General features: G+C 30.5%; 20 protein-coding genes. 16 read left to right on the top strand and 4 right to left on the bottom strand.

From position 1 onward, the window contains the following. The first annotated feature begins 21 nt into the window (after window positions 1-21). The 3 genes from KDK92_RS18025 to KDK92_RS18015 all read left to right on the top strand — a co-directional run bounded on the left by KDK92_RS18025 (window position 22) and on the right by KDK92_RS18015 (window position 2,157). Window positions 22-1,131, top strand: coding sequence for an Ig-like domain-containing protein (locus tag KDK92_RS18025; RefSeq protein WP_250860782.1), 1,110 nt, complete (start codon window positions 22-24; stop codon window positions 1,129-1,131). Between the two features lie 238 nt (window positions 1,132-1,369). Next, the gene (locus KDK92_RS18020) at window positions 1,370-1,654 is read left to right on the top strand and encodes a hypothetical protein (protein ID WP_250860781.1); all 285 of its coding nucleotides are present in this window, start codon (window positions 1,370-1,372) and stop codon (window positions 1,652-1,654) included. A 140-nt stretch (window positions 1,655-1,794) separates the two neighbouring features. Further along, window positions 1,795-2,157 carry an MmcQ/YjbR family DNA-binding protein gene (locus tag KDK92_RS18015; protein ID WP_250860780.1) on the top strand — a complete coding sequence of 121 codons (363 nt, stop codon included), beginning with the start codon at window positions 1,795-1,797 and terminating at the stop codon, window positions 2,155-2,157. A 16-nt stretch (window positions 2,158-2,173) separates the two neighbouring features. On the opposite strand, the gene KDK92_RS18010 is transcribed toward KDK92_RS18015, so the two are convergent. Next, a complete protein-coding gene (locus KDK92_RS18010) occupies window positions 2,174-2,512 on the bottom strand; it encodes a winged helix-turn-helix transcriptional regulator (RefSeq protein ID WP_250860779.1) in 339 nt (112 codons plus the stop codon). A gap of 147 nt (window positions 2,513-2,659) precedes the next feature. Here KDK92_RS18010 and KDK92_RS18005 point away from each other — a divergent pair, with 147 nt between their 5' ends. The 3 genes from KDK92_RS18005 (at window position 2,660) to KDK92_RS17995 (ending at window position 5,197) form a co-directional block, all read left to right on the top strand. Then, a complete protein-coding gene (locus tag KDK92_RS18005; protein WP_250860778.1) occupies window positions 2,660-3,586 on the top strand; it encodes a permease in 927 nt (308 codons plus the stop codon). A 25-nt stretch (window positions 3,587-3,611) separates the two neighbouring features. Further along, window positions 3,612-3,749, top strand: a complete 138-nt coding sequence (locus KDK92_RS18000) for a hypothetical protein (protein ID WP_250860777.1) — start codon at window positions 3,612-3,614, stop codon at window positions 3,747-3,749. A gap of 161 nt (window positions 3,750-3,910) precedes the next feature. Continuing rightward, window positions 3,911-5,197 carry a methyl-accepting chemotaxis protein gene (locus tag KDK92_RS17995; protein WP_250860776.1) on the top strand — a complete coding sequence of 429 codons (1,287 nt, stop codon included), beginning with the start codon at window positions 3,911-3,913 and terminating at the stop codon, window positions 5,195-5,197. A gap of 158 nt (window positions 5,198-5,355) precedes the next feature. Here KDK92_RS17995 and KDK92_RS17990 read toward each other — a convergent pair whose 3' ends face one another. Then, entirely contained in the window at window positions 5,356-6,612 is a 1,257-nt protein-coding gene (locus KDK92_RS17990; protein WP_250860775.1) for an N-acetylmuramoyl-L-alanine amidase, read from the bottom strand. A 236-nt stretch (window positions 6,613-6,848) separates the two neighbouring features. Between KDK92_RS17990 and KDK92_RS17985 the strand changes: the two genes are divergently transcribed. Next, the gene (locus KDK92_RS17985; protein WP_250860774.1) at window positions 6,849-7,622 is read left to right on the top strand and encodes a hypothetical protein; all 774 of its coding nucleotides are present in this window, start codon (window positions 6,849-6,851) and stop codon (window positions 7,620-7,622) included. 625 nt (window positions 7,623-8,247) lie between these two features. Here KDK92_RS17985 and KDK92_RS17980 read toward each other — a convergent pair. Beyond that, window positions 8,248-9,546 (bottom strand): DEAD/DEAH box helicase, encoded by a 1,299-nt coding sequence (locus KDK92_RS17980; RefSeq protein ID WP_250860773.1) that lies wholly within the window; start codon window positions 9,544-9,546, stop codon window positions 8,248-8,250. A gap of 209 nt (window positions 9,547-9,755) precedes the next feature. On the opposite strand from KDK92_RS17980, the gene KDK92_RS17975 reads away from it, so the two are divergent. From KDK92_RS17975 to KDK92_RS17955, 5 genes are all read left to right on the top strand, one after another. Continuing rightward, the gene (locus KDK92_RS17975; protein ID WP_250860772.1) at window positions 9,756-10,874 is read left to right on the top strand and encodes a DUF3810 domain-containing protein; all 1,119 of its coding nucleotides are present in this window, start codon (window positions 9,756-9,758) and stop codon (window positions 10,872-10,874) included. Window positions 10,875-10,912: 38 nt separating this feature from the next. Continuing rightward, complete coding sequence (locus KDK92_RS17970) at window positions 10,913-11,776, top strand: alpha/beta fold hydrolase (RefSeq protein WP_250860771.1); 864 nt, start codon at window positions 10,913-10,915, stop codon at window positions 11,774-11,776. A gap of 202 nt (window positions 11,777-11,978) precedes the next feature. Continuing rightward, a complete protein-coding gene (locus KDK92_RS17965) occupies window positions 11,979-15,377 on the top strand; it encodes a hypothetical protein (protein WP_250860770.1) in 3,399 nt (1,132 codons plus the stop codon). 174 nt (window positions 15,378-15,551) lie between these two features. After that, the gene (locus KDK92_RS17960; protein WP_250860769.1) at window positions 15,552-16,121 is read left to right on the top strand and encodes a GNAT family N-acetyltransferase; all 570 of its coding nucleotides are present in this window, start codon (window positions 15,552-15,554) and stop codon (window positions 16,119-16,121) included. A gap of 286 nt (window positions 16,122-16,407) precedes the next feature. After that, window positions 16,408-17,247 (top strand): class I SAM-dependent methyltransferase, encoded by an 840-nt coding sequence (locus KDK92_RS17955; RefSeq protein WP_250860768.1) that lies wholly within the window; start codon window positions 16,408-16,410, stop codon window positions 17,245-17,247. 227 nt (window positions 17,248-17,474) lie between these two features. Here the strand turns inward: KDK92_RS17955 and KDK92_RS17950 are convergent, their stop codons facing one another. After that, entirely contained in the window at window positions 17,475-18,701 is a 1,227-nt protein-coding gene (locus KDK92_RS17950) for an NADase-type glycan-binding domain-containing protein (RefSeq protein WP_250860767.1), read from the bottom strand. A 916-nt stretch (window positions 18,702-19,617) separates the two neighbouring features. Here KDK92_RS17950 and abc-f (KDK92_RS17945) point away from each other — a divergent pair. The 4 genes from abc-f (KDK92_RS17945) to KDK92_RS17930 all read left to right on the top strand — a co-directional run bounded on the left by abc-f (KDK92_RS17945) (window position 19,618) and on the right by KDK92_RS17930 (window position 24,698). After that, window positions 19,618-21,354 carry a ribosomal protection-like ABC-F family protein gene (gene abc-f, locus KDK92_RS17945; RefSeq protein ID WP_250860766.1) on the top strand — a complete coding sequence of 579 codons (1,737 nt, stop codon included), beginning with the start codon at window positions 19,618-19,620 and terminating at the stop codon, window positions 21,352-21,354. 157 nt (window positions 21,355-21,511) lie between these two features. Further along, window positions 21,512-23,224 carry a ribosomal protection-like ABC-F family protein gene (gene abc-f / locus KDK92_RS17940; protein WP_250860765.1) on the top strand — a complete coding sequence of 571 codons (1,713 nt, stop codon included), beginning with the start codon at window positions 21,512-21,514 and terminating at the stop codon, window positions 23,222-23,224. Between the two features lie 41 nt (window positions 23,225-23,265). Further along, a complete protein-coding gene (locus KDK92_RS17935; protein WP_250860764.1) occupies window positions 23,266-24,120 on the top strand; it encodes a P-loop NTPase family protein in 855 nt (284 codons plus the stop codon). Window positions 24,121-24,185: 65 nt separating this feature from the next. Continuing rightward, window positions 24,186-24,698 carry a GNAT family N-acetyltransferase gene (locus KDK92_RS17930; protein WP_250860763.1) on the top strand — a complete coding sequence of 171 codons (513 nt, stop codon included), beginning with the start codon at window positions 24,186-24,188 and terminating at the stop codon, window positions 24,696-24,698. Window positions 24,699-24,712 lie beyond the last annotated feature (14 nt).

Here is a 24,712-nt window from a genome sequence, read left to right as displayed (position 1 = left end):
AATTTAGATGAAGGGGATAAGATGAAGAAGATTATAAGGATTTTATTACTGACAATGTTTATTATGAACATTATGATTGTTAATACACTAGCAGAAGAAAATCATGAAAAAGCTGTAGTTAAAAGTGATAAAATATGGACAATAGTTTTTAATAAAGCTGTTCCAGAGGGTGTACTAGAAAATATTATTGTAAAAGATTCTAAAGATAAAATAATAAATGTTTCCTTAGAGATTAAAGAAGAAAAGAAAATCTTAATATATCCACCAGAAGGAGGATATTCACCTTTAGAGGAGTATACATTAGTTGTAAAGAGAACTGAAAATGGCTTGAAAGAAGATTATGAATTTAAATTTAAAATTTCTTATAGGATAAAAAATGTAATTCAATTATGGGATTTCACTTATTATAATAATGAGTATGAAGCTCCTAGAGTGGTTGAAGCAATATTAGAAAATGGAGAAAAAGTAAATGTTCCAGTTCGATGGGATGAAGAAATCCTTACAAATGAGATGGGAACTTTTACTTATGTGGGTAATGTTAGGGGATATAATGAAAAAGTTACCTTAAAATTAATAGTGTTTCCTAAAGTAGTTTCAGTTAAAGATATAAACGTAAGTTTATATGTTGGAGATGAGTATAGTCTGCCTAAAAAGCTTAAGGTTAAATATAGTGATGGAACTACAGGTATGGAAAAAATAAATTGGACGACTAATCAATTAGATATTAAGAAAGTTGGCGAGTATGTTTGTGAAGGAGAAATAGACGGATGTGATAATGTGATAAAGGCAAATATCACAGTAAAATCAAACTTTTTGTTAAGCCAAACAGTTCCAAACCAAAATCAACAAGATTATAAAATGAAGTATAATTATATGGACTTAGTGTTTGCAAAAGATACTGTTAGATGTTATGAGGTAGGTAAAATTATTTTAAAAGATGAAAATGGTGTTAGAATTAAAATAAAAAAAACTCAACCTGGAATAACTGCTAAAGATAATTTCTTAATTATACCAAGCAGACCTTTAGATTCAAATACTAAGTATACATTATTTGTACCAAAAGGATTAATAAAAGCAGCTGATGGAGATGTGTACCAGAAGGATATAGAAATAAATTTCAAAACTAAATAATAAAATATAACCAAGAAATTTTTTTTCAAAGGAATCTATACACAGTTGAAATGTATGATACTGTACTAAGATTTATAGAGAAAAATAAACAGTAAAGATAATGTAGTACTGTCGCTTAGATAAGTGACAGTATTTTTTATGTCATTTAATGTAACAAATCAAAGGTAAATATCATAATATAAAGAGAAAGATAAAAAAATTATTCAAAAGATAAACCTAATTTAGGGAGGATAACTAAATGTTTGAAGATAAAGATTTAATGGGCAAAAATTGTTACGATGATTATGATTATGATGAAAAAGATTGCTGCAAAAGAGATGACAAATGTTGTAGAAAGCCATTCGTAAAGCTTTGTGTTGAATGTGGAAAAGATTGCATGTGCTTATGTGGATATCTTGTTGGAATAGTATGCAAATGCAATAGGAAAACTATAATTCTTAAAAGTAAAAAAGGTAAAAAGATTTTTGTTAACTATGATAAAGTTGCATATTGGACAAAATGTGATTATAGGGATTACTGTTAAAGCAAAGAATATAAAGGTCATATCCACTTAGTGGATATGACTCATTTTTTTAAAATAAGTGTATTAATTTAGGAGTATGCTATAATTATTATTAAAGATTTGTAAATTCAGAAATTATATAGAGCCAAGGAGTGATACATATGGACATAGAAAAGGTTAGAGAATATTTTTTAAGTAAACCAGGAGCTAGTGAGGATACTCCCTTTAAGATTGCGGTTCCAGTTTTTAAGGTTGGAGATAAAATGTTTGGACTTATAAATATACATGAGCCAGAAAGGTCAAGTATTAATTTGAAATATTCAAAGGAAGAAATACATGAATTTCGTTCAATGTTCGAAGAAATCAAACCTGGTTATCACATGAATAAAGATAATTGGAATACGGTATATTTAGATGGACAATTAGATGAAGGCTTTATAAAAAAATTAATTGATATTTCTTATGATTTAGTTTTTAATTCATTGACTAAGAAGAAGCAGAAAGAAGTAAAAGGATGTGTGTAAGCACATCCTTTATTTGTTATTTATTATTTTCATATCCCCAGGAACACATAAAATCTAACATTGGAACTAAGGTTTCGCCTTTTTCTGTAATACTATATTCTACTTTGGGAGGGATTACTTGATAATCTTTACGGTGGATAAGTTCATCACATGCTAACTCTTTCAATTGTTGACTTAACATCTTATTCGTGACAGTCGGTATGAAACGTTTGATTTCACCATATCTTTTTGTTCCTTTCTTTGCTAAAAACCATAATATAAGGGGTTTCCACTTTCCACCCATTTGGGATAAAGTAAATTCTATTCCACATTCTGAGCTAGTCAAAGTCTCAATTAAACCTTTGTTAATATCCATAATATGAACTCCTTTTCACTGTTTTTTTGATTTATAGTATCTAAAAAGTAACTAGTAACTTAAAAGTGCGTACTTTTCTTTTTTTGTATATAAATTATAATAAACCTATAGTCACAATAAATCAAATGAAAAGAGAGGGATATGATTATGTTTGAAGTAAATAATTTAACAGTTGCTTTAGATTTCTTTAAGCTTATTATGGGAGAGCTTATTGCATTATTTATTGGAATTAGTTTTCTGGTAGCACTGCTTCAGAGATATATTTCAAAAGAAACAATAAAGAAGGTTTTAACAAAGCCTAAAAAAGGGTTTCAAAATATTTTTGGAGCAGCATTAGGAGCAATAACACCATTTTGTTCATGTTCAACAATACCAATTTTAGTTGGACTATTTAAAAGTGGAGCACCTTTTGGCGGGACAATCTCATTTTTAATATCATCACCAATATTAAATCCAATGATTATTATACTTTTTATAAAGTTCTTTGGAGTTAAAACTACAGTAATTTATGCAATTTTTACTTTCATATTTGCAGTATTAGCTGGAATAATACTAGAAAAAATGGGTATGGAAGATCAGATAAAAAATGTTGCTATTAAAGGAGCATCAGATGAAGAAATAACATATGATGTTATTTCTGGAACAAAGGGAGAAAGGCATGCTAAGGTGTTTAAATTAGCATTAAAAGATACATTTTCATTATTTTTAAAAGTGTTACCATTCTTATTTGTGGGAGCAGGAATTGGAGCATTCATTTATGGGTTTGTACCTGAGAGCTTTATTTCAAAGGTTGCAGGACCAGAAAATTTATTTGCAGTACCTGTTTCAGCAGTAATTGGTGTTCCTATGTATGTTAGGACTGAAACTATGATTCCAATAGCAAAAGCGCTTAATGCATCAGGTATGAGTATTGGTGCAATAATGGCTCTAATTATTGGAGGTGCAGGAGCAAGTATACCAGAAGTAACATTACTAAACACAATATTTAAGAAAAAAATGGTTGTTGCTTTTGTGGTATCAGTTTTCCTAGTAGCTACAATTTCAGGATATATGTTTAATCTATTTGTTATATAAATATGAATTAAAGGAGGAAATATAAATGGCAAAAGAAGAGAAAAAGTCAATTTTAAGAAAACTATTTGGAAACTCAGGAGGGTGTAGTTGTGGAGTAGAAATAGTAGAGCAAGAAGAAGTGAAAAATGAGGATACTAGTAAATCAAAAAAGGCAGAGAAGTAGATTTATTAACTAAATGAATTATTCGGCACTTTCTATCTTGGTATATTTATAGAAAGTGCCGAATAAATATTGTATATCCAATTTGTTTTATTAGATATTTAATAATGAAAAGTCAGTAGGTATAATGAACTAAATACTAAAGATATAGTGGTGATATGGTAATGAGTTATTTAAAGAAAATAAAAATTAAAAATAAGATTCTAATAGTATTAACAATGACTGTTTTATTATTGGTTTCACAAGTTTTTTTTATTGCAACACAAATAATAGAGAGAGTAAGGTTTAATAATATCATAGGAGTATTCATGATATTATCAACTTTGATTAATATAATTATATTAGTAGATTTAGTAAAATGTATAGTTAATTCAATAAATGAAATTAATAATGTGTTAAAAGACACTCTTAAAGGAAAGCTAACGGGAAAAATTAATATAGATAATAAGGATGAAATAGGGGAAATAGCAATTTTAATAAACGTATTCCTAGATAAAATGAATAATTTAATATTAAAAAACAAGGATTATTTTTCGAATTTATCAGTAGCAGTAGATGAACTAGCAATATCTGGAACACGGGCTTTTGATGGAATACATGAAATTACTAATGATTTAAATGAGTTAACACATTTTTCGAGTGCTAATGCTGGAAATATAGAAGAAGTCACAGCAAGTATTCAAGAAATGGCTAGTAATACACAAGTGATTTCGCAAAAATCACAAAATGCTTTTGAAAGTAGTAAGGAAATTTTGAATTCAGTAAGTATTGGAAAAAGAGAAATAAGCGATGTTTTAGAAGCAAATAATAAATCAAAAGAATCTATGGACGAAGTCTTTGAAGCTATAATAGCACTAAAAGTTTCATCAGAACATATTGGAGAAATAGGTTCCATTATAAAAGGTATTTCCGAACAGACAAATTTACTTTCATTAAATGCTGCAATTGAAGCAGCAAGAGCAGGAGAACGTGGGAAAGGTTTTACTGTAGTTACAGAGGAAATTAAGAAATTAGCAGTAAAAAGTAATGAATCTATATCTAAAATAAGTTTATTAATTAATGAAATTCAAGACAAGGCAAATTACGCAGATAGAATAATTAGAAAAGATCAACATATTATGGATATAAGTGTTAAGAAATCCAAGGATATAGCCGAAGAATTTAAAACAATATTAGAACGAACAGAGATAATAACAGATGAAATTAGAAGGATATCTAGTTCATCAAGCGATCAATCTAGAATTTCAGAGACTATTGCTAATATAATGAGTGATATTTTGGTAACTACTCAAAAGAATGATAGCACAATACATTCCATAAATAAAGTGCTAAATGAACAATTAAGTTTTTATAATGAAGTTGGATTAAGTATTCAGGATTTAGCAGAATTGATATCTGTTTTAAAAGATAGCTCAGATAAATGGAAGTGTAATTGTACTACAGAATCTTAGAAAATATTAGGATAAATTATTCATGTCTGAAGAAAATTTTAATTAATAACATATAATTATATAAAAAAGGCCCAATTCAAGAGATTGATATGAATTGAGTCTTTTTATTATAAAAATAATTTCGATTTGAGCCTAGGCGTGGATAGTTTTTAGATTTATTATTTATTAAGAACATCTGTTTTTTCTTTGACATAACGAGCTATTTCTATTAAAAGTGCTTTATATTTGTTTCCTAAAGTAATTAAATTTTCTTTTTCATCTTTTAAGGTTTGATTTTGTTTTTTTAGATTATCCTGTTCTTCTAGTAATGTTTTAATTTGATTTTCTAGTTTAGAATATTTAACTTTTAATTCTTTTAATTCTTCGGAGCAATTATTTTCTTCAACGATTGTGTCCTCAATTTCTTTTATGAACTTTAAAAGCGTATCAGAATAGGTTGAGGAATTAGTCCATGTGCTTCCTAAGTCCTCCACAACTTTGACTTTCCCCTTCAACCAACTGAAATGTCTAGGATCAGGGGAATAAGCTTTAGGGTATCCTTCTAATCCTAAATATAGTGATAAATGATCTAAGTGAGCAGTTATACCTTCTGACCAATTCTTAAATTTTTTATGAGCTGATGATGAAGTATCACTTCCACCTTGGGATGTTTTTAAACCACAAGGGTTGTGATATGAAGCGTCTATTCCAGCTGTACTAGAAATTTTATAAAGAAAACCTGTTTCATAACACATTTGAGCAAATGGGATAACAGGATTGATTTCTTTTGCTGTACATTCTGTCCAATAAATATCTAGCAATTCTTTATAAGAACCATCTAAAAACCTTTCATCAGCCCATTCATCAATTTGTGATTTAGTAGCTGTTGGTTCTGTTAATATGAATTTTCCTTCTACATGAAGTAATCCTTGTACTATTGCAGTGGCAATTTTATCAGAATCATATAGATTCATATCTATATTTGAATCACAAAAGCAGCATTCAATTAAAATAGCAGGTGCTATAGTATAATTCAATACATAAAGATTAGTTCTTTTCTTAACCCCTCTATTTGTGTAACCTAATTTAACTATTTCATTCTGAATAGGCTGTGCTAAATCTTTACCTTTTTCACTTACATAAAGTACTTCTGTTCCATGTGCTTGGCCATTATAAGCATTAAAATGAATTGATACTACCATATCAACATTAGCAGTATTAGCTTTTTTACATCTTAAACTTAAACTATCAGTAGTAGATTTAATATATTTAAATTCAGCTTCAGTAGGAGTACAGTCGATGACATCTTGTCCAAAATTTTTAAGTTTATCGATTACTTTAAAAGCTACTTCATTTATTAAGTCATCCTCTTTTCTTATGCCTACAGCACCAGTATTGTATATTGTATTATGACCTCTAAAAATTGCAATTTTCATAAATACAACTCCTTATCTTAAAGTTATTTAATATTAAGATGATTATAGATTCCTACTTCAATAAAAATTTAAATAAGTGCTTAGTATATAAATATGCAGAAATTAAGAAAGTGTACAAGTTTGTTTATTGGCAAATAAATATAATTACTATATAATGGAATAATATTCAAATTTAATAATCGATTGGCAATTACTTTACAAAGTAACGATTTTTTAATTTGTTAGGGGGTAAGCACATGTTAAAGGATACAAACTCATTTGATGACATTGAAAGTTTTATCGAACACTTAAAGAAGAAAAAAGATATTGTTGGAATTGTGGAATACGGTGGTAGAACATATAAGGACATGAGTATTGGGGGAGATTACGATTTAACTGTTATCTTTAATAAGCCAATTTCGAATAACTTTACGGGGCTACATTTTCATATTGCAGGAATACCAGTAGATTGTATGATTTTATCCGTTGATGATTTTTCATCAGAGGCTCCATCTAATCCATTTCTATTAGTACATCTAAATTGTACAATAATCTTTGATAGAGATGGTATAACTAAAAATATTTTAGAGAGTATAAAAACAACTTGGAAAGTACCAGAAGATTTATCTGATTTTGAAAACAATATGTTTAGATTTATTTCTAAACATATCATAGATAAATTACAATACAGATTACATGAAAACGAATTATATTCTAAGTATTTTATATTCTCTTCTTTTAATTGGTATTTAGAATGTTATGCAAGAATAAAAAATTTAGAAATAGGAAAGCCCAAAGTCCATCTTAACTATATTAAAGATAATGATCCTGAACTATTTAATATAATAAATCAGTTGTATAGCACAAATGATTTAGATATACAATTTGAGATGCTAAAAAAATGTGCCAATCATATGTTATTGGATATTGGAGGATTATGGGCAAGTGATGAGGTTTTATTCCATATGGCACTAGATGGAAAGAATATTGATGCGGAACAAAAAGATTTTATTAAGCTATTATTTGAATAAATAAGGACAAAGACATGAAGGAATTTATTTAGTTGGCCGTAAAAAGGATGTTAAAAATTTGGAGAAATATAATGTTAAAAGTAATACAAATTAAAAGAGAATTGAGTTAAAAACTATCTAAAATTTTGTATAATCAACTAAATTAAAAAAAAATTCTGAAAATATCCACAATTACTCTAATAAAAGCATAAGTTATGCACAATTAAGAGTATGCGAACTTTAAAAATGTGGATAAGTTTTAAAGGCGTGTTTATAAATAATAAATATTATATACAGATAACTAAAGAAGGCACGTTTCACGTGCTTCGCTATGGAACCCTGTGGTTCCCCTCGACGCAACTAACGTTGCTGAGCCCCCTCCTTAAACCGACAGGGGAATACTTCCCCTACAACCCCTTCATTTTTTACTCTATAGAAGTCACCTACACTAGAAAATTTATTTAAGCAAAAAACTATCTAAAGCTTTTAAATTTATAATTTTCTATGAGTAAAAAAATAAAATCCTTGGCAAATACCAAGGATTTTATTTTTGGAAAAGCTTTTTTATTATAGCATAAAATGAGTATATGTTCTACACATATATATTAAGATACTAAAGAATTATATAATTATAGAGATATGTTAATTATTTATTATTAAGATCTTTTGTTTTCTTAAAGTTATGTGGTCTTTTAGAATTAGAAGTATTTTTGTTTTTCCCTGTCTTTTCAGAACCAGACGTTTTCTTAACATGATTAGGTTTCTTGGAATCAGCACCTTTTTTGAAACTACCAGAAGTCTTTTTAGGTGTTTTATCAACAATTTTTCCTTCAGAAAGTGATTTTTTATCTATCTTAATATTGAATTTTTTAGAGATTTTGTTTAATCGAGCTATTTCTCCTTCTGTTGAGATTGAAATAACCATACCAGATTTTCCTGCACGACCTGTTCTTCCAGCTCTATGAACATACTCTTTGATATCTTCAGGAATATCAAGATTGAAAACATGAGTTAGTCCCTTTACATCAAGTCCCCTAGCTGCTAAATCTGATGATACAAGAATATTGGCTTTCCCAGTTCTAAGACTATTTAATGCTGTTTTTCTATCTTCTTTTGATGCATTTCCAAATAGGGAAACAACTTTAAAGTTATGGTGTTTCAATTGAGTTGTAATATCCTGAATTAGTTCATTTTTATTAATGAACACTATTGATTTTTTCATCTTTGAAGCATATATTGCTTTTCTAAGTGTTATAAATTTCTTTCTGTGTTCAGTAGGAATATATGTATGTTCTATTGTAGTAGCTTCTAGTGAAGATTTAACAAATATCTCTTTTGGAGATTTCATCAGTTCTCTAGCTTCTTTAACACTTGCCTCATTTATAGATGCTGAGAAAGCCATAAGTTGACGATCTCTAAGTGTTGTTTTTATCACTGCTTTAACATTATTAATATTATTTTCATCAAGCATTCTGTCACACTCATCAATTACGATAGTTTTAACATTATGAGGTTTTAATTTCTTCATTCCAATCAATTCAAGGATTCTACCAGTTGAGCCAACAACAATATGAGGTTTGTTCTTCAAAGCTTCAACTTGTCTTTTAATATTTACTTCACCGATTATGGCAGCAGATTTTACTGGTATATCAGAATTCTTAGCAAGTAGTTCAATTTCATTTTTAATTTGTTGAACTAATTCATGTGTTGGAGCTAAGATGATTGATTGTAAGTCTTTTTTTGTTGGATCTATTCTTTGGAATATTGGAAGTAAATAAGCTAATGTTTTACCACTTCCAGTCATTGATTCTCCAATAATATCATTGTTTTCAATAGCTAATGAGATAACTTTGCTTTGGATTTCTGTTGGAGTTGTGATTGATGATTTTTTTAAACCGTCTATTAATTTAGGACTTAATCCTAGAGTTTCAAAAGTATTTGTCATATAAATCTCCTTAACTTCATTATTATATATGTATTATTTGCATCAAGTAATTTTATACTCATAGAATGTGTTTGTCAAGTACGGAGTGGGGTCAGACCCCCATACAGTTTTTGGGTGGGGGTATGACCCCACTCCATATATTGTTTAATATTATTAATAATGGTAAAATTATCAGGAGGAATAAGTTGTGACAGAATGGGGGGAGAAGCATGAAAAATTTAAAGTTAGAAAACAAAACTATAGGCGTGAAGAAAGTAGATTTTAGATTTTTTTTAATAGGATTATTTCCAATTGCATTGATATTAAAATATATATCGGCATTAGATCCACAATTAACAGAAGAAATATACTCAATAAAAATTAATAAAGCTACCATAGAAATATTAAGCAAAATAACAAATATAATTCCTTTTTCATTATATGAAGTATTTATATTGGTTATTGTGTTAGGAGCAACAGGATATATTGTTTATACTGTAATAAATATGATGAAAAAACGCAAGTATAGGTTTAAGTTGCTATTAAGATTTATATTAAATGCAGGTGCTGTTTTTTCTGTACTTTATTTTTTATTCATAGTTTTGTGGGGACTGAATTATAATAGAATATCATTTGGAGAAGCTATTGGAATTGAAAAAAGAGAATACACTCAAAGTGAATTAGTAAAGTTGCATGAACATACAGTATATGAGCTTAATAGGCTGAGAAAAGAAGTTGAGGTAGACGAGAAAAATGTAATGACAGTATCAGGTGGATATAAAGACATTTTTAAGAGAGCAGAGCTAGGGTATAAGTTAGCATCTCAAAACTATCCTACATTAGATGGTGATTATGGATCACCTAAATATTTCATATCAGATTTTGTTAGGTACATTCAATTAGGAGGTATTTATTGGCCTTATACTGGACAACCAGCTGTGGATACCAAGATGCCCTACACAGTAATGCCTTTTGTAACTATACATGAAATGGCACACCAAAGGGGATATGCTCAGGAGGATGAGGCGAATTTCATAGCATATGTATTATGTACAAAACATCCAGATCTAGATTTCCAATACTCAAGTAATATATTTGCTATAAGATTTACAACATCTGCTTTACGAAAGGAAAATCCCGAGCTTTTAAAAAAGCTTAATGAGAAACTTTCAGATGATGTGAAGAGGGATTTGAAAAATTATACAGATTATTGGAATAAGTATGATGTGGGATTAGAGAAGATAAATGATTGGGTGAATGATTTACATTTGAAGTCAAATGGAGTTAAAGATGGAACAAAGAGTTATAGTAGAGTTCTTGATTGGATTATTTCTTATAATAATTATTAAAAATAAAGAGAACAAATTTATTAAGGTGGAGGATAAGCGTGAAAAGTTCAAAATTAGAATATAAAATCATAGGAGATAAAGGTCCGTTAATTGTCATAGAGAATGGACTTTGTTGCTCTATGTATGATTGGCATTTTGTGGTGGAAGCTTTGAAAGATAGAGCTAGAATATTACTTTATCATAGAGCAGGATATGGTAATAGTGAGCATTCAAATGTGGAGAGGACAACTAGAAATATAGCAATTGAATTAGATAATATGCTAGAGGATATTAGGATAGATGAGAAGTTCATTATTGTTGGACATTCTTTTGGTGGACTATGTGTTCAACAGTATGTTAAGATGTATCCTCATAAGATAAGAGGTGTATTATTACTTGACTCTACATCACCAGATTTTGAGAAGCTTTATTGTGATAAAACTCCAATGATGTGTGAGAAAGGATCTATTGAAGCAACTACTAAGGGGATGAGGGAATCTTCGAAGAAAAGTATTGAGGAATTAAGAGAAAGATTCCAAATTGAAGAAGAACAAAAAGGATTACCTGATGATGTAAAGAGTATGCTTGAGGAGTTTTATATTAAGCCAGAATTCTATAATGTGACAGCTATGGAGATGGAGAAGTGGTATGAGGATGGCAAAGACATAAAATCATGTGGAGAATTTCCTAATGTTCCTTTGAGAGTTATAGCTAGGGATATGAAAATAAGTATTCAATTCTATGTAAATCTAGGTATGGCAGAAGAGGAAGCAGTTGCTTATGAGAGCATATGGAGAGGACTACAGGAACAGTATACTTTGCTATCAAAGGATTCTAAGTTTATAGTTGCTGAAGGCAGTGATCATATGATTCAATTAGAGAAACCTAAGTATGTTACTGAGGCTATCGAAGAATTGTTATAAGAACATAATTTTAATATTTGGTTAACTATCAATTAAAACCCTGACTTGGTTTAATCATCCTACGATAATATATTATTAAAGGAGTGGAAAACCTCACTTGGGGTTTTCTTTTTATACGCCTTAGGAATCGTTTACGTTCTTGAAGCAAAGGGGAAGTAGTTTTTAAGCCGACCCTTAATCAATTTTAGAAGGAGACATAATCATGGAACAGTTTGGAAAAGAGATTAAGATTGAAGTGAATATTTATGATTTGGAGTCAATAAGAACTGCACTTCATAAATTTAAAGATATAATCAGTTCAGAAGAAGCTTTCAGAGAGGATATGTTCACATATAATAATGTAGAATTTATTGATATAAGCAGTGGACAACAGAGAAGATTACAAGCAATTGAAGCACCTAACAAAGAGGTAATAAATGAACTTAAGAGTTTAACAGAAGGGGGAAGTTATCCCTTTGAAAATATTATAGAGTTTGGGGATGAGCATTATATTTCAGAAGCTATACTTTTTAACTATGCTTGTGAGTATGAGGATCTTAAGGAAGATGTAATAGAAGCGGCTAAGGCTATAGTTGATTATTCAAGAAAACATAATGATTCAAGTGATATGTGGGTTGATGATTGTACTGTTTTTGGGATAGATGTACTGTATACAGTGGCTAGAAAGTATCCAGAATATACATATCTGATTGGGTCATACATAATTCCTTATTGGGATACTGAACATGCCAGATATGTATTAGACTATCTACCAGCGTTATATAGCAAATATGGTATCACAAGAGCTCTTATTAAAGCCTATGTATATTGTGATAACTTTGAGATGAGAAGTGAGTTTTTTGATAATGAAGAAGATTATTGGGATGATGAGGAAAAACCAAGATTCTTAGAAGTTTATTTTAAGGAGAATCCAGAAGAGTATGAGTTCTTTAAGGAAGCTCTTAAGAAGAGATTTGAGGATCAGCCATTTTTATTATATACCAATGATAGTGACTATGTTGTGGAAAATCCAGTTTTAGAATTCTATAAGTCTATGGTGAATGTAGGATTTGAAGAAGAGGATGACGAGGCACTTGAACAATTCTTTATAAATGATACTTTGGAGAATGAAGCTGGTGATTTGAAAATCAAGATTGAAGAAGAGCTTGGATTTAGTATTGTCCCAGAGGTAAAAGAGGAAGATGAATATGATGATTTAGATGATTCAGACCCAACAGAGGAGCTTGAGGAGTTTTTCAAGGATGGATTCGAGAATGGTGATGAAATCTGGAAATATATAATGGAAGATGAATGTCATAGTGTATTAGAGGATATTACTCCTGTTGATATTATAGAGCTATGTAAGGAAAAGGAACTAAGATATTCTAGGAGATTAGAATATAACATTGGAGCAATGGATACACCTCATAGTGAATTTGAGAGTATTATTCAAACATTCGTATATGATTATTTAGATGATGAAGAAGAGTTGAATGGGTTGAAGTTGACAGTTAAGGTCAATGGTAAAGATATAAGTGGAAAAGGAGTTATACTTAGAACTTTTGATGTTTTCCACAGATTGTTTGGGAAGAAACCATTTGAGGATTATTTTATTAACACAGTTGTAGATGGATGGAAGTTAATTTCTTTGGAAGAATTCACTCAAAGATATGGGGGAGATATAAGACAATCCCTTAAGACAACATTAAATACTTTAATTTGGCACGATAAGACATCTGGTCTACAACTAGATAAGATATATGGTGTTATACAGAAGGATAGAGAATTATTTAAAGAACTTGGACTGCCAGACAAGAAAAAGAATATGTTTGCTATATCAGCGTATATACTAAAACAGGATTTCAATAAAAACTATTCTGATGAACTCACTGAAACACTATTTAATTTTATTGATGATAACTATTTTAATATGTTAAGTAAAAGTATACAGAAATATGGAGAGTTATCAGAAGAAGAATTGGAAGAGGTAATGACTTATTTCAAAGGGGTCGAACCACTAAAACCGTCTAAAGAGATAATGATGAAACTGATGAAAGAAGGTCCAAAGGGTCTTACTCCAGAGGAATTAGAAGTCTTGAAGCCTACTGGAAAAGCAGTTAAAAAAGAGAGAGCTATAGAGATATTAAAGAATAAGCTTATGTTGTATAAAGAAGAGATGGTGACTAAAGAACAGCCGAAGTATATTATATTATCCAGAAAAGATGGGCTTCAGAATTTATTGGTGACAGCATATATGTTAGGAAATCAAGTTCCAGTAAAGATATCAAAAGGGCTATCTAGGATGTTGGAAGTATTCGGAGAACTTGCGCCAATAAAGGTTATAAACCAACTTTTTTATTATCACAGTGACATGTTTGGAAGAAATTTCAGAGATGAGATTATGGGAGATGTAGATTTTTATGAGAATCTTAAAAAGTGTAAGATAAGTAATGAAGGAATATGGGGATGGAGAATTGAAAGAGCACAAGATGATTCAGATTTAGAAGAGGACTATGAGTATCAACTTGAGATGTTTATATCAAAAGATGAAGATGATAAAGAAGAGGGAGTCTTCAGAGCTGGTATGAATAAAAAGATTAGAAGTGGTATAAAAGGGGCAATGAAGTATCTCCCACAGAGAAAAAGAATGAAATTCTATTCTGATGTGTATAAAAGATATCCAGATTACGGATTTGAGAAAGGATATGAGGAGTATTATGAGATTCTTGGTGATATGATCAAAGGTAGTGTGATTTCAATTAATGATAGTATACTTAACAAGTTCTCAAAGAAGGAAATAGAGTTCAAAGGAGTTGCAACAACGGTTAAAGACTTTGAAGATTTCTTGAATAATATAATAATGAAGGATGGAGTAGAGCAAGAAGAATATGATGAAATTGAACACTATCTATATCTGCAGAAACAAGGGGACAAGTATAAAGTATTAAAGGGTGCTCATTATGTAGTTAAGATGATAGAAGAACTGAATACAGAGTATTATAGTTATTACACAAATATTATAGAAATAGTCATATTAAAAGAGAGTGTTAATGATGAGAAAATAAATAAGTATATTCTTGAGTACCATGATGAGGAGAGAAAAAATAATATTGTTGAGAAGGCTATATCATATGTAAAAGGGGAAGTACCTTTTGAGGATATTAAAGATAATATAATAGAAGAGATAACAAACTGGAACGAAATCACAGGAAAGAACTATTATGATTGTGGAATCACAGATGCAATATGGATGATAGATAAGGATATTCGAGATAGAACTATAAATATGCTTGTGGAGGCAAGTGTTAATGGTTTTGAAGTTGTTATTTACGAGTATGATGGAGAACAGGAGGATTTTTTCAAATTTATGAAGAAATATAATCCTCCAATAGAGTATTATGTTGAATACATTCTCCAATGTGAGTGTGGGGAGATATTAGTTGAGCTTCAAAAAGAAAAGGATATTGTACCAATAATAAAGAAACAGAGTGCTGAAGATAGAGCAAATGCTGTTAGGTATTTTGGTGATAGTGAAGAGTTAAAGCATCTTGTAGAAGCTTTTGTTAAGGACAAATCGAGAAAAGTTAGAGATATGGTGGAGCGATATATTTCTGCTGAATAACGATAATTATACAGATTCAGCAAAAGATATGATGAGGGATAAGTATGAAGCAATTCAACTTTTATTTGGTTATAAAAATGAAGATAGATAGGTTTATTTTTAATCCCGACATATAGATGTCGGGTATGACCTTTTATAATAAGGATATAGTTTAATTATAGAGGGGGAGAAAAAATGCTAAGAAAAAAAGAAAATCCATATGAAAGATGTCCAATTTATGAATCCAAGGGATTTATTTTAAGACTGGTTGAGGAGAAGGATTCAGAAGATTTATTAGAATGTTATTCAAATCCAATTGCTGCTAAATTTTTTAACAGTGATAATTGTACAAGTGATTTTATTTATGAAACTTTAGATGAAATGAAAGAATGTATTAAATTTTGGATTTGCGAATATAAAAATAATGGTTATGTTCGTTTTAGTATAGTAGATAAAATAAGAAATAAAGCAATTGGGACGATTGAAATGTTTGCTAAACAGGATTATATTGGGGAGTTTGGCGAGGTAGGTGTTTTAAGACTTGACCTTGCTTCAAAATATGAAAAAGTTGAAGTAATTACAGAATTATTAGATACTATAGAAGCTAATTTTTATTGTGATTTTGAAGTTGAAAATATCATAACAAAGGCCATTCCGGAAGCAATACAAAGAGTATCTGCTCTAAAGAATAGAGGGTTTAGAGAATTAGAAACTAATACTATTGTTCCATTTGATTGTTATTTCTTAAAATCCAAAAGGGGATAAAATTATAGTTAAATAATTAAAGAGTAGCCGTTTAGGTTGCTCGTTATAAAAATGGCTCTGTTAATGAAACATATATATTTATTATACAATAATAAGATTTATCTAATTTACATTTAAATAATATTATTGAAAATTATGGGAAAATATGATATAATATATATATAGACATTAAATGTCTACAAAAGATATACCTACGTGGTATATCTTTGTTTTGTTTATAAAGAAAAAGCGTACCATTTTAGCATATTAAAATGGTATGCTTTTTTATTTTGAGGGGAGTGTTTTTATGAGTTTAGAAACGGTTAATAGGAATAAGAGGTTAGAAGGTGTCTGCAACAGAATGGCAGCGACTTATGGTACCATCGGACCAAAGTACTTTTCTTATTTTGGGGAAAAATTGGTTGAGTACGCAAAAGTCAATGAAGGAGCAACTTTACTGGATGTAGCATGTGGTAAAGGAGCTTCATTATTCCCAGCTATTCATAGTGTTGGAGAAAAGGGGCAAGTGATAGGAATTGACTTTTCACAAGAAATGGTGAAAGAAACACAGTCACTTATTTGTGAACAGGATTTGTGTAATGCTAATCTTATACAAATGGATGCTGAAAAGTTAGATTTTCTTGACAATAGTTTTGATAATGTCTTATGTGGATTATCAACAGCTTTTTTCTCCAATTCTTTAGGTGCTGTGGATGAGATGTATAGAGTATTAAAAGATGGAGGTAAGATTGGATTAAGTACATGGAAAAAGAGGGAGAAGAAAGGCGTGTTAGATAAAGTTTATGCCAAATGTTTTCCACAAGGAAATCACAAAAACTTAAGCAATATTCATGGTAGACCTGATTTTGGATCAGTTGATGGAATTGAAAAAATTTTAAAGAATGCAGGATTTAAAAATATTGAGATATTTGTTGAAGAGAAAACTTTTTATTATAAGGATGAAGAAGAGTGGTGGCAGGAGCAATGGACAAATGCTGCTCGTGGGCTATTTGAACATGTAGAAAGAAAGGGCCCAGATGCTCTTAACAAATTTAAAGACGAAGCCTTTAATGCCATTATGGAATATAAGGATGAGCATGGTATACGACTTGATGTAAAGGTTTTATTTAGTTTTGGACATAAATAAAGCATTAAATTATAACAATAAAAAAATCATAATAGTGCCTTAATCATGCACTATTATGATTTTAAATCAACAGTATTCTTAAACAGAGTTTAAAAAATAATTTAATTGCTTAAATCTAATTCGCGGTAATAATAGCATTACTGTTAATTTATTATTTTTAACTCATATTTATGATTTTTATCATGTTATTGAAAATCAAATTATGGAGTTTATGAATTTAATCAATGCTATTTTAATTTATAATCTCTCCAATCAATATCATCAAAATGCCACCATTCTGTATTAATTGTTGAAAAACCATGTTTAATCATTACATCTGTGAGTAGTTCTAGATTTAATTTTTCTTTTTTACTCATAGAAGAGCTATTACGCCAAGCTTTTTCTGAAAATTCATCAAAGGAGGAGGGCATTTTCAATTCTTCATCAGTAGAATTGTTAACAAGTGTAATATCCACCGAGGCTCCTCTATTGTGGCGGCTACCCTTATCAGGGTGTGCAACATATCTACTATCAGGAACGAGTTTCCAGAATAATTTTTGAACCTCAAGTGGTCGGTATCCATCCCATATTTTTATTGTGTACCCAAGGGTTCTTAATTCTCTATTAGCAGATGAAAGTTTTTCTGCCGTTTTTCTTCTAAGAAAACATTCATCAGAAGTATATACCTTTTGTTTTGTAAAGTTATCTTCTGTAGCGTATTTAAGGTCAACTATAATCGTATTATCAATATCTTTTATATTTACTATGTCAGTATTTGTAGTAGAGTTGTTCATAGTTGGAATTTCCGCAGGGAAACCATATACAAGTAGTTCACTTATACAAGTATCCTTGTATGTAGATCCTTCATAAACTTCAAGAATAGTTAGCTTTAAAGAAGTAGTTGTTATAGGACTATCTAATGTAAGGGTGTTATCAAAAGAAAATCCATCACTTAATTCCCATATGCTGCTCTCACCTTCTGAAAATTCAACCTTAATTTTCTTTGCTCTATTATTTTTAAAGAAGAGCTCTTTGGATTTTTTATAACCGTTTTTTAATTGGAGCTTTGAAATAATGAATTCAGTATTACTGAACAATTGAATCCAAGAACCGATACCATCGCCGCTTTCACCTTCACTCCAAGTTGTGGTGATATCACCATCCGATAAGTTATCTGAGCCATAATTACGAGTGGTCAAGCTGTCTAGGGAGGATGAAACGGAAGTAAAATCCCAAGATATTAATTCAGATTTTTCAATATTAGAATTATCAGTGTTTGATGTAACTTTTGAATATTCATCTTTTAAAGATTTAGTGGATGATTTATCATATGAAATATTATTATGTTTAGGTTCTTTTTCAGGTGTTGAGTATATTTTCATAGATATATAGTAACCAAGACCAAAAATAAATAAAAGAATAAAACATATTAATAATATTTTTATTGGTTTTTTATTAGATTGTGGTGATGACAAAAAAATCACATCCTTTCATTAAAGTTGTAAAAGTACACTATGTAAATTGAAAAAAATTTCAATAATAAATAATTGATTATATGAACATATTATTAGAGTATATTATATAATAATAATGAATTACAGTAAAATACAAAATGTGAAATAAAATTTAGAATAGACTGTAATATCCAGTAGTAAATTGCAAATACAAGTTATATTTTTAAAATATAACAGTTGACATATTTTAGATAAGTTGCTAATATGTTTACTATAATAATAAAAGAGACGAAAAGGAGAATAAGATGATTATTACGTTTTTAGCTAGATAAGATTCTAATTGAATATTGTGTAAGAGATATGTATTGCCAAGAGGGATAACTGGAATAACTATGGTTATGTCTAATTGAGTACGCATATGTTAGTACACATTATAGCTAAGAACATTGTTTAACTTATTCTGAGAGTGTTTAATAAATACTCATCGTTTAAATATATAGACTACATTAAAGTTCTGAAGGATTATTTATATTTCATATGTGATAGAATGAGACTCATCAAGAGTTTGTCATTTTATTAAGGGGAATATATAGTTTTTCCTGTGTAAGAATATCGTAGGCTGTAAGTTGAGCTAGTTCAACTTACAGCCTTTTTTACGTTAAAAATCCTCTATTTCGGCGTCAGTGTAAAATTCTGCGGTGCTTGAGTACATAATGCGTACACTCCGCTCCTAGAATTTCACATTCCTTGAACTAGAGAATTTCTCCTCGTAAAAAATATTTTAGCTATAATAGTGTGCCGCCTATATAGATACCACCGTGAAGTTTGATTTATACTTGTATCAAAATCACGAATGTTCAACGTGTTTTGTGCAAGTATAAATTAATTACTGAACTGAAGTATCTATAGAAGTTTAAACATGACAGGAGGAGATACTATGGGATTATTATTAAGATGTTTGAATATAAAGAAAGAGTTTGGAGATAGAGTTATTTTAAAGGATATGAGTTTTCACATTGAAAAAGGTGAGAGAGTTGCTATAGTTGGGAACAATGGAGCAGGTAAAACAACCATGGCAAATATAATCACCGGAGCATTGGAGCATGATGGGGGAGCATTATTATGGCATGAAGATAATGTTAAGATAGGATACCTACATCAATCATCATATTACTCTCAAGATGAATTTGAGGATATGATTCAAGGGGAGAAGGGGGAAATACAGGAATTCTTCCATACTTCAAAGGAATTAGGAATTGAGAAGATAGAGCAGTGGAATGAATCAAGGCTTAAAAACCTTAGTGGGGGGGAGAAGACAAAGCTTGCAATTGCAAGGATATGGGCAGAAAAACCAGGGCTACTTATTTTGGATGAACCCACAAATCATATGGATTATGAGGGTATACAGTGGATTATTGGGGAACTTGAGAAATACAATGGAACAATAATTTTAATATCACATGACCGTTATTTTATGGATAAGACAGCTCAGAGGATTATTGAAATTGAAGATGGGATAGCTTATTCATATAAGGGTAATTATAGTTTTTATCGTGATGAGAAAAGAAAAAGATATGAGAGTCAATTACACCAGTATGAAACACAGGAGAAATATAAAGAGAAGATTCAAAGCGATATAAAGCAATTAAAGCAATGGTCAGATAAGGGGCATAGGGAATCCACAAAGAAGAGGATAGTTTCAGAGAATAAGCTGGGGGGAAAAGAGTACTTCAGAGCTAAAGCCAAAAAGAAAGATAATCAGGTTAAATCTAAACTTAAAAGGCTTGAAAAGATAGACTTAGAAGGGATTAAGAAACCTAAAGAGGAACAGAAGATAACATTTAACTTCGTAAGTGAGGCGAAAAGTAGCAACAGGATATTTGAGGCTAAGGAGATAAGTAAAGGATTTGGAGATAAGGTCTTATTTGAAAAAAGTTCTTTCTATATTAGAAAAGGAGAAAAGATTGGACTGTTTGGGAAAAATGGATGTGGTAAGACCACCTTAATAAAGGCAATACTGAAGGAGTTGTATGTTGATGAGGGAGATTTATACCTTAGTCCTTCAACAAAAGTAGCTTATCTAAGTCAGGATGTTATGAATTTAGATGGGGATAAAACTGTTCTTGAAACCTTTGGAATAGAGAATTATGAGAGAAGAGGGATGCTTCAGACATTATTAACAAATATGGGATTTTCAAAGTGTATGATTCATAAGAAGGTAAGTACTCTTAGTCTTGGAGAGAGAACAAGGGTAAAAGTAGCCTATATGATTATGATGGAGAATAATGTTCTTATACTTGATGAACCGACAAATCATCTTGATCTTCACAGTAGGGAGATGCTTGAGAAAACCTTAGAGGAATATGAGGGAACTATACTTCTAGTATCTCATGATAGGTATCTTCTAGATAGATTGTGTGACAAGATTTTGATTTTTGAGGAGAGTCGTATTAAGAGATGTGAATATTCTTTCAAGGAATATATGGATATGAAAGAAGGAAATGTGAAAAAGAGTAAGGAGAAATCAAAAGAGGAACAACTTATGATATTAGAGAATAGAATTGCAGCTGTTCTTGGGGAGCTAAGTCTCTTAAGTCCAGGGGTTGAGGAGTATGAAAAATTGGATGAGGAATTTAAAACTCTCATAAAAAGAAAGAGAGAATTTTGTGGTTAAACCATAGTGAGTAAAAAGGAGTTAATATTTAATTAAGGGATCGTTAAAAAATAAATTCCACTAAAGTTGTTTCAAAAAGTGCAAGAACCATTCACATTTTTGAAACAAAAGTGGAAATAATTTTTAAGCCGACCCTAAGTAGGTAGGAGGGGATAGTATGACAGTATTTAAATGTACAAACATCAAGAAAGAATTTGGGGAAAGAATTATTTTAAAAGACGTAAGCTTCCATGTTGAAAGAGGCGATAGAATAGGGATTGTTGGTAATAATGGAGCAGGTAAGACAACTCTAGCAAATATTATCACTGGTGCATTAGAGGCTGATGGAGGAACTATACTATGGCATCATAAGAATATAAAAATTGGGTATCTACATCAATCTACCTACTACTCACAAGGGGAATTTCAAGATATGATTCAGGGTGATAAGGAAGAGATAAGGGAGTTCTTTCAGACATCAAAGGAATTGGGGATTGATAAGATAGATGATTGGGATCATTCAAGACTTAGTAACCTTAGTGGAGGGGAAAAGACTAAGCTTGCTATTGCAAAAATTTGGGCTGAGAAACCATCACTCCTCATTTTGGATGAACCAACAAATCATATGGATTATGAAGGAATCCAGTGGCTTATTAGCGAGGTTGAGAAATATAGAGGAACAATAATAGTGATATCTCATGATCGGTATTTCATGGATAAGGCTGTTAATAGAATTATTGAGATTGAGGATGGGGAAGCTCAGTGCTATAGGGGAAACTACACTTTTTATCGTGATGAGAAGAGAAGAAGATATGAGAGTCAATTACATCAGTATGAAACACAAGAAAAATATAAGGCTAAGATAGAAAGTGATATAAAACAATTGAAAACATGGTCTGAAAAGGGGCATAGGGAATCAACAGAGAAAGAAGGGCTCAAGGAAGGCTACAGAGTTAGAGTGAAGAAGAAGGATAAGCAAGTGAAGTCAAGGATCAAAAGACTTGAAAAAATTGAAGTTGATGGGGTTGAAAAGCCTAAGGAAGAACAAAATATTCAATTCAATTTTGTCAGTAATGATAAGAGTGGTAATAGGATACTTGAAGGAAAAGGGATATCAAAGAATTTTGGGGATAAAAAGTTATTTGAGGATAGTTCATTCTATGTTAAAAAAGGTGAGAAAATAGGGTTGCTTGGTAGGAATGGATGTGGTAAAACTACTCTAATCAAAGCCATACTAAAGGAATGTACCATGGATGAGGGGGATATATATTTGAGCCCAGCTACTAAAGTTGCCTATCTAAGTCAGGATGTACTGGGTTTGGATGGGGAGAAGACTGTGTTGGAGGTTTTTCACTTTGAAAATAATAAAAAAAGAGGAATGTTACAGACTTTATTAATTAACATGGGATTCTCAAAAAGTATGATTTATAAGAAGATTGGGACTCTGAGTTTAGGGGAGAGAACAAGACTTAAGATTGCGCATATGATTATGATGGAGAATAACCTTTTAATACTAGATGAGCCTACTAATCACCTTGATCTTCACAGTAGAGAGATGTTGGAGAGAACACTAGAAGAATATGAAGGAACCATAATTTTAGTATCCCACGACAGATATCTTCTTGAGAGATTATGTGATAAGGTTCTGATTTTCCAGGAAAATAAAATTAAAAGAATAGAGTATTCATTTAAAGAATATATGAATATTAAACAAAATGGGGAAAAGAAAGAAGATAAATCAATGGAAGAACAACTTATGATAATTGAAAATAGAATAGCTTCAATCCTTGGAGAATTTAATCTTTGGAGTCCTGGGGATGAAAAGTATATGAAATTAGATGAGGAGTTTAAGGCATTGATTAAGGCGAAGAAAGAGATTAATAGTAAATGATAATATTGCTTAAAATAAAAAACATGAGGTGAGTAGTTTTTATGAAAAATAGACTAATTTTAGTTGAGGGGATTCCAGGATCGGGAAAATCTACAATATCAAATAAAATTAAAGAATATCTTGAGAGTAAAGGGATAAAGGTTAAGTTATACAGTGAAGGAGATGCACATCCAGCAGATTTGGGGTGGAATGCATGCTTAACTATTGATGAATATAAAGAGGTGGTTAAAGATAATCCAGAAATAGAGGATAAGTTAAAGGAAAATACTAAGTTTGAAGGGGATTATGTAGTAATTGCATACACTAAGTTAGGGTTACCTATGAAAGGGAGCGAACTGATTAAATACCTTGAAACAAAGGAAGTATATGATGGGAAAGCTACATTGGAAATCTTCAAAGAACTTCATTTTCAAAGATGGAAACAGTTTGCAGAGAGCATGAGTAATAATGATTCTGTAGCTATATTCGAATGTGCATATTTACAGAACCATGTAAATGAATTGATGGGATGGCATGGCAAGGATAGTAAGTATATTGAAGAATATATGTTAGAACTAATTGACACTGTAAAAGTTTTAAATCCTAAACTTATATATTTGACTCAACCAAATACAGAAGAAACCATTAAGAGAGTGGCTGCTGAGAGGGTATCTACAGATAAAAGCAAATGGGATGATTGGATAGATTTAGTTATAAGATATGTTGAAGGTTCTGAATATGGACAATCTGAAGGTTTAAAAGGTTATGAAGGAGTAATTCAATTTTTTAAGGATAGAAAAAAAATTGAAGAGGTTATCATAGAGAACTTGCCTATAGATAAAGCTGTAATAAACAATACTGAATATGACTGGGATAAGGTATTTGAGGAAGTAGTAGCTGTATTAAATATTCTATAATTTTAGCCTACATTTATGTGAAGATATTTGATGTACAAGTCATTGGTATAATAGGAGGAATAGATATGCAAATAATAACAGATAGATTAATCATCAGAACTTTTGAGGAGTCTGATTTAATTGAGTTTGAAAAATTACTCAATATCCCAGAGGTTCCAGGATGGCAAATGCAAAAAGATAATTCAGCTGGTTTTCTTAGATGGCAAATTTCAAATTACAAAGCTATGGATATATTAAACGGAGTTATATGCTTTGGATGCTTTGATAAAGTAACTGGGAATATCCTTGGAGTTGTAGGAGCAGGGGAACATGATGATTTGAATGAGCCTGAGATATTTTACAATTTGATTCCTGAAGCAAGAGGAAACGGGTATGCAACAGAAGCAGCCAAGGCTGTTACGGAATGGGCTTTAGCAAATTATAAAATCCCCTATATCATTGGGACAGCTAGTGTTGACAATATTCCTTCACAAAAAGTATTAGAAAACTGTGGTTACGAATTTGTCAGTGAGAAAACTTTATTGGTACACATTACAGATAAAAAGTACGTATTCAAGTATTACAGATACTACTCATAAAATTAGTATAGTGC

Source organism: Oceanirhabdus seepicola (assembly GCF_023684385.1).
In the GTDB taxonomy this organism is placed as follows: Bacteria; Bacillota; Clostridia; order Clostridiales; family Clostridiaceae; genus Oceanirhabdus; species Oceanirhabdus seepicola.
This window is presented reverse-complemented; position numbering and strand designations above follow the sequence as displayed.

Coding starts and splice junctions, on each gene's coding strand:
- KDK92_RS18025 (WP_250860782.1), top strand. CDS start 22: ATGAAGAAGATTATAAGGATTTTATTACTGACAATGTTTATTATGAAC.
- KDK92_RS18020 (WP_250860781.1), top strand. CDS start 1,370: ATGTTTGAAGATAAAGATTTAATGGGCAAAAATTGTTACGATGATTAT.
- KDK92_RS18015 (WP_250860780.1), top strand. CDS start 1,795: ATGGACATAGAAAAGGTTAGAGAATATTTTTTAAGTAAACCAGGAGCT.
- KDK92_RS18010 (WP_250860779.1), bottom strand. CDS start 2,512: ATGGATATTAACAAAGGTTTAATTGAGACTTTGACTAGCTCAGAATGT.
- KDK92_RS18005 (WP_250860778.1), top strand. CDS start 2,660: ATGTTTGAAGTAAATAATTTAACAGTTGCTTTAGATTTCTTTAAGCTT.
- KDK92_RS18000 (WP_250860777.1), top strand. CDS start 3,612: ATGGCAAAAGAAGAGAAAAAGTCAATTTTAAGAAAACTATTTGGAAAC.
- KDK92_RS17995 (WP_250860776.1), top strand. CDS start 3,911: ATGAGTTATTTAAAGAAAATAAAAATTAAAAATAAGATTCTAATAGTA.
- KDK92_RS17990 (WP_250860775.1), bottom strand. CDS start 6,612: ATGAAAATTGCAATTTTTAGAGGTCATAATACAATATACAATACTGGT.
- KDK92_RS17985 (WP_250860774.1), top strand. CDS start 6,849: ATGTTAAAGGATACAAACTCATTTGATGACATTGAAAGTTTTATCGAA.
- KDK92_RS17980 (WP_250860773.1), bottom strand. CDS start 9,546: ATGACAAATACTTTTGAAACTCTAGGATTAAGTCCTAAATTAATAGAC.
- KDK92_RS17975 (WP_250860772.1), top strand. CDS start 9,756: ATGAAAAATTTAAAGTTAGAAAACAAAACTATAGGCGTGAAGAAAGTA.
- KDK92_RS17965 (WP_250860770.1), top strand. CDS start 11,979: ATGGAACAGTTTGGAAAAGAGATTAAGATTGAAGTGAATATTTATGAT.
- KDK92_RS17960 (WP_250860769.1), top strand. CDS start 15,552: ATGCTAAGAAAAAAAGAAAATCCATATGAAAGATGTCCAATTTATGAA.
- KDK92_RS17955 (WP_250860768.1), top strand. CDS start 16,408: ATGAGTTTAGAAACGGTTAATAGGAATAAGAGGTTAGAAGGTGTCTGC.
- abc-f (WP_250860766.1), top strand. CDS start 19,618: ATGGGATTATTATTAAGATGTTTGAATATAAAGAAAGAGTTTGGAGAT.
- abc-f (WP_250860765.1), top strand. CDS start 21,512: ATGACAGTATTTAAATGTACAAACATCAAGAAAGAATTTGGGGAAAGA.
- KDK92_RS17935 (WP_250860764.1), top strand. CDS start 23,266: ATGAAAAATAGACTAATTTTAGTTGAGGGGATTCCAGGATCGGGAAAA.
- KDK92_RS17930 (WP_250860763.1), top strand. CDS start 24,186: ATGCAAATAATAACAGATAGATTAATCATCAGAACTTTTGAGGAGTCT.